The organism is Dietzia maris, from assembly GCF_014144855.1.
Taxonomy (GTDB): domain Bacteria; phylum Actinomycetota; class Actinomycetes; order Mycobacteriales; family Mycobacteriaceae; genus Dietzia; species Dietzia kunjamensis.
In genome coordinates this window covers 1-4,818 of sequence record NZ_JAALDN010000467.1, presented here as the reverse complement: position 1 = coordinate 4,818, position 4,818 = coordinate 1, and the positions used below count along the sequence as shown (strand labels likewise).

The 4,818-nt window shown below is 71.0% G+C and carries 5 protein-coding genes and 1 pseudogene; 3 read left to right on the top strand and 3 right to left on the bottom strand.

All coding sequences use genetic code 11. The features are described from left to right. Positions 1–172 precede the first annotated feature (172 nt). Positions 173–841: a DNA-3-methyladenine glycosylase family protein gene (locus tag G6024_RS14420; protein WP_069388632.1), complete on the bottom strand. Its 669-nt coding sequence runs from the start codon at positions 839–841 to the stop codon at positions 173–175. Between the two features lie 112 nt (positions 842–953). On the opposite strand from G6024_RS14420, the gene G6024_RS14415 reads away from it, so the two are divergent. From G6024_RS14415 to G6024_RS14405, 3 genes are all read left to right on the top strand, one after another. Beyond that, positions 954–1,586: a YdcF family protein gene (locus G6024_RS14415; RefSeq protein ID WP_096906602.1), complete on the top strand. Its 633-nt coding sequence runs from the start codon at positions 954–956 to the stop codon at positions 1,584–1,586. A 74-nt stretch (positions 1,587–1,660) separates the two neighbouring features. Continuing rightward, the gene (locus G6024_RS14410) at positions 1,661–2,266 is read left to right on the top strand and encodes a DedA family protein (protein ID WP_069388635.1); all 606 of its coding nucleotides are present in this window, start codon (positions 1,661–1,663) and stop codon (positions 2,264–2,266) included. A gap of 55 nt (positions 2,267–2,321) precedes the next feature. Next, a complete protein-coding gene (locus G6024_RS14405; RefSeq protein WP_096906603.1) occupies positions 2,322–3,329 on the top strand; it encodes a pirin family protein in 1,008 nt (335 codons plus the stop codon). A gap of 15 nt (positions 3,330–3,344) precedes the next feature. Here G6024_RS14405 and G6024_RS17085 read toward each other — a convergent pair whose 3' ends face one another. Both G6024_RS17085 and nadE read right to left on the bottom strand, forming a co-directional pair. Then, entirely contained in the window at positions 3,345–3,902 is a 558-nt protein-coding gene (locus G6024_RS17085) for a cysteine hydrolase family protein (protein WP_259822115.1), read from the bottom strand. 24 nt (positions 3,903–3,926) lie between these two features. Beyond that, positions 3,927–4,745 (bottom strand): annotated as a pseudogene (gene nadE, locus G6024_RS17080) (ammonia-dependent NAD(+) synthetase); the annotation flags it as partial. Between the last annotated feature and the right edge of the window lie 73 nt (positions 4,746–4,818).

Below are 4,818 nucleotides of genomic sequence, written 5' to 3'. Positions count from 1 at the left end.
CCGGCGGCCGAGAGCGGGTCGCCGAAACCGGCGTCCCCGGGCAGGGCCCGCCGGGCCCGCCGCAGCAGTTCGACCGACGTGGGATGACGGTTGACGTCTCGTGCGCCCGCCGCGGCGCGGGCCGTCGCCGTCCGCACCCGCTCCCAGTAGAGGTTCGCCATGGTCGTGAAGCCTAGGACGAGGAGGTGGGCGCCGGGGCCGCCTCGCCCGTCTGGTCCACCGCCCGCCACAGGTACCAGGACGCCACCGACCGGTACGGTGCCCAGCCGGCCGAGTGGTCCAGCATCATCGCGGGGGAGGCCTTGTCGTCCAGACCCAGCACCCGTTCGAATCCCCGCTGCACCCCGACATCGGCCACGGGGAACACGTCGGGTCTGTCCAACAGGAAGATCAGCAGCATCTCCACGGTCCATCGGCCGATCCCGCGGACCGTCGTCAGGGAGCTGATGACCTCGTCGTCGTCGTAGTCCCTCAGTTCCCCCAGGGTCGGGATCCGGCCCCCACGCACCGCGTCGGCGAGGTCCCGCAGGGCGGCCACCTTCGGCCGCGAGATCCCGCACGCCCGCAGTTCCTCGTCGGACAGTGCGGCCACGAGCGCGGGGTCGAGCTGGGCGTCGCTCGTCGCCCGCCCGCGCAGCCGGCCCGCGATCGTCGCCGCGGCCTTCACCGAGAGCTGCTGGGACAGGATCGACGAGGCCAACCGGTCGAAGAGGGTGTGCGGCCCCGTGTTCGGCGTCGGGGTGAGGGTGCACGGACCGACGGCGTCGATGTGCGCGCGCAGGTGTGGGTCGGCATCGTGGAGGTACCGCACGGCCGTGACCCTGTCGTATCCTTCCGGCATGCCGTAAAGGGTACGCGGGTCGCGCGTGACCGCTCCGTGCCTCGGGTAACGACCTTCACGCACAATGCGATAACCAACGGGTCACGACACTGCTCGGGAGAGGACCGTTATCGTGCGTAGAACTCAGAGGCGTCTCGCCGCCGTCGCGGCCGCCGCCGCTCTCGCGCTGGGCGTCGGAGCGGGCACCGCCTCCGCTGGTTCGGCCGAGGTGCCGTCGGGCGTCGCGCTGTACAGCGGCCTGACGATGCTCGGCTGCCAGAACGTCGGCCAGGAGCTGCTGGCGGTGTGTCGGGACTTCGAGGTCCCCACCGTGGACGATCCCGCGGTGCTCACCGTCAACCCGTTCACCACCGACATCGTCATCCTCGGCGCCGGGTTGTTCCCCGACGGCGGCATCCGCCCCGTGCTCGAGGAGCGACTGCGGACCGGATACCGGTTGGCGCAGGCGTACCCGACCGCCCGCATCATCGTCACCGGCGGCCTGCCGCAGAACGGGCGCACCGAGGCGCGCGCGATGGGTGACTGGCTGCGTGGCGCCGGGATCGCGCCGTTCCGGATCACCGAGGAGGGGAACTCCGCCTCCACGGTGCAGAACGCGCAGTTCACCGACCGGATCTTCCGGGAGCGCGGCACCACCGGCGCCGTCGTCGTGACCACCGGTGACCACGTCAAGCGCGCGGTGCTCAACTTCCGCCAGGCCGTGGACGGCCGGATCCCGGTCACCGGCGTGGTCGCGCGGGGCTGATCGAGGTCGCCGCTCCTGTGGTCCTTTCGGCCGAGGGTGATCTCGGCGGGATCGCCGGCTGGGCCGTGGGCGTCATGGAGGCGCTCGGCGGGCCCGGCGCGGCCCTCGTCGTGGGTCTGGAGAACGTCTTCCCGCCCATTCCCAGCGAGGTCATCCTGCCGCTGGCGGGGTTCAGCGCGGCGCAGGGCACGTTCACCCTCGCCGGTGCGATCTTCTGGACCACCCTCGGGTCCGTGCTGGGGGCGATCCTCGCCTACGGTCTGGGTTTCTGGCTCGGTGCCGAGCGGGTCAGCGCGCTGTTCGACCGGGTCCCGCTGATCCAGGTCGCAGACTTCGACAAGGCCGAGGGCTGGTTCACCCGCCACGGGCGGGGCGCGGTCTTCTTCGGTCGGATGGTGCCCGTCGTGCGCAGCCTCATCTCCATCCCGGCGGGTGTGGAGCGGATGAGCCTCCTGCTGTTCGTGCTGCTCACCACGGCCGGCAGTCTGATCTGGAACTCGTTGTTCGTCGTGGCCGGGTATCTCCTGGGTGAGCAGTGGCACCGGATCGAGTCGGTGGCGGGATGGGCGTCCAACGCCGTCGTCGCGGCGATCGTGGTGCTGCTGGCGGTGTTCCTGGGGCGGCGTGCCTACCTGGAGTTCAGGGAGCAGCGGGAACACCGCGACGCCCCACGCGGTTAACTGATGTGACAGCAAAAAGTCGTGTCAGCTCACCCGTGCACCCCAGGAGGAAACCATGTCCGCCATCCGCCAGGTCGTCCCGCTCGGAGGCCAGTGGCCGGGTCTCGACCCGTTCCTGTTCGCCGTCCACCACCGTGACGAGTTCCCTCCGGCCGAGGGCGAGACCATGCGTCCCGCCGCCTCCCTCGCAGGCCGGTCCCTGGGGCAGGACTTCTCGGGCAAGGACGGATGGTCGATGTACCACGGCCAGACCGTCCCCGGCTTCCCCCAGCACCCGCACCGCGGGTTCGAGACCGTGACCGTGGTGCTCGACGGCGTGGTCGACCACGCCGACTCCCTCGGTGCGGCGGCCCGTTTCGGCCACGGTGACACCCAGTGGCTCACCGCCGGCTCCGGGATCTCGCACTCGGAGATGTTCCCGCTCCTGGACACCGAGCGGCCCAACACCATGGAGCTGTTCCAGATCTGGCTCAACCTCGCACCCGAGGACAAGTCCGCCGAGCCGCACTTCGACATGTTCTGGTCCGAGAAGACCCCGGTCGTCGTCCGCGGAGCCGATGGCGCCGCCGCGAGGTTCCGCCTGATCGCCGGGGAGATCGACGGCGTGCGGGCGCTCGACCCGCCGCCACACTCCTGGGCGGCGCGACCCGAGAACCACCTGGCCATCTGGATCGTCACGCTCGACCCCGGCGTGAGCACGGAGCTACCCGGTGCCGACCCCTCCGCGAACCGGGTGCTCTACAACTACGGCGGGCCGCTGACGGTCGACGACAGGCAGTTGGGGTACGACGCCGCCGTCCTCGCCCCGGAGACGGTCACCGTGACCGCCGGTGACGAGGGCGCGTCGTTCCTCGTTCTGCAGGCCCGGCCGATCGGCGCCCCGGTCGTACAGCAGGGTCCGTTCGTCGGCAACACCCGCGAGGACATCGTCACCGCCATGCAGGAGTACCGCGCCGGCGTGTTCGGCACCTGGGACCTGCCGCAGAACGACCCCGTCCACCCGCGCGGCGAGACCCGTTTCGCCCGCTACCCGGACGGCCGCGTCACGCGGCCGGTGGGTTAGACCGCGGCCGACGGGTCAGCCCCCGTCGGGCCAGGCTCCGGTTCGCAGGAGCTCGAGGCTGGCCTCCTGGTCGATGATCGGCTGGCGCATCTGGTCGGCGCAGAAGTCCAGCAGCGCCTCCGAGAGGGCGGAGTTATCCGACGAGATGGCACCGCGGGCGACCGCGACGTGGAGGTTCTCGGCGAACCCGTCGATCGCCGTCTGCGACACGCAGCTGTGCGTCGACACCCCGCACAGCAGCAGGTGGTCCACGCCGAGTTGCTCGAGCCGGGCCTTGAGCTCGGTGTCGAAGAAGGCGCTGTCGCGGGTCTTGACCACCTCCACGTGATCGCCCGTGGCCAACTCGTCGAGGAACTGCGCCTGCTCGGTGCCGGGGAACGCGAAGCCCTGGTCGTCCTCGCACATGTTGAGCGTCCACGTGGACTTGTCGCGGGAGTGCTCGGTGCGCACCAGCACGACGGGTCGTCCGGCGTCGTGGGCGGTGCGGATGAGCTCGTTGACCCGCGGCACCAGCTCGTCGCGCACCTTCGCCAGTTCGGGGAACTCGAAGTACGAGTTCTGCATGTCGATCACCACGAGGGCGGTCTGCTCGCCCGGACGCCACCACGTGTCCGAGACCTCGACCGGCGTGGTGCGCTTGTGCCGGTTGCGGTGCCACACCGTCTCGATCGTCCGCGCCACGTGCTCGGGGACGTCGCGGCCCTCGAGGTAGTCATCGATGTCGTCGTAGCGCAGGCCGAGTTCGTCCTCGTCGGTCTGGCCCTCGTTCTCGTCCAGCAGGTCGGCGGTGGGCACCTTGTCCCACAGTCGCTTTGGGGCGCCCAGTTGGCGGAGCAGGGCGCGACCCTGCCGCTTGTTCAGCCCCGACAGCGGCAACACGTCCGCGGCGCCGTCGCCGAACTTCGTGAAGAACCCGGTGACGTTCTCGGCGGCGTGGTCGGCGCCGATCACCAGTAGACCGCGGTCCCCGGCCAGCGCGTACTGGGCGACCATGCGGTGACGCGCCTTGGCGTTGCCCTTCGTGAAGTCGGTGAGCTCGGCCCCCGTGCCCTCCCGGATCGCCCCGTTGAGGGCGTCGACCCCCGGTGCGACGTTCACGGTCACGGTCTCGTCGGCGTCGACGAACTCCACCGCGGCGACGGCGTCGGCCTCGTCGTGCTGCACCCGGTAGGGCAGGCGCATCCCCACGAACACCGCGTCGCCGCCGTCCGCGCGCACCCGCTCCACCGCGATCTGGGCCAGGCGCCCGGCCAGGGTGGAGTCGACCCCGCCGGAGATGCCCAGCACGAAGCCCTTGGCGCCGCTGGTGGTGAGATAGTCCACGAGGAACCGCACCCGTCGCTCCACCTCGGTGGCGGGGTCGATGTCGGGCCGGACCCCGAGGCTGTCGATGATCGTCCTCTGAAGTTCACGCATGGCCCCATTGTGCGAGGCCGGCGCCGCGGTGCCACCGCTCGGGCGCCGCCGGGTCGCCGGGCGCTGCCCCGCT

Coding starts and splice junctions, on each gene's coding strand:
- G6024_RS14420 (WP_069388632.1), bottom strand. CDS start 841: ATGCCGGAAGGATACGACAGGGTCACGGCCGTGCGGTACCTCCACGAT.
- G6024_RS14410 (WP_069388635.1), top strand. CDS start 1,661: ATGGAGGCGCTCGGCGGGCCCGGCGCGGCCCTCGTCGTGGGTCTGGAG.
- G6024_RS14405 (WP_096906603.1), top strand. CDS start 2,322: ATGTCCGCCATCCGCCAGGTCGTCCCGCTCGGAGGCCAGTGGCCGGGT.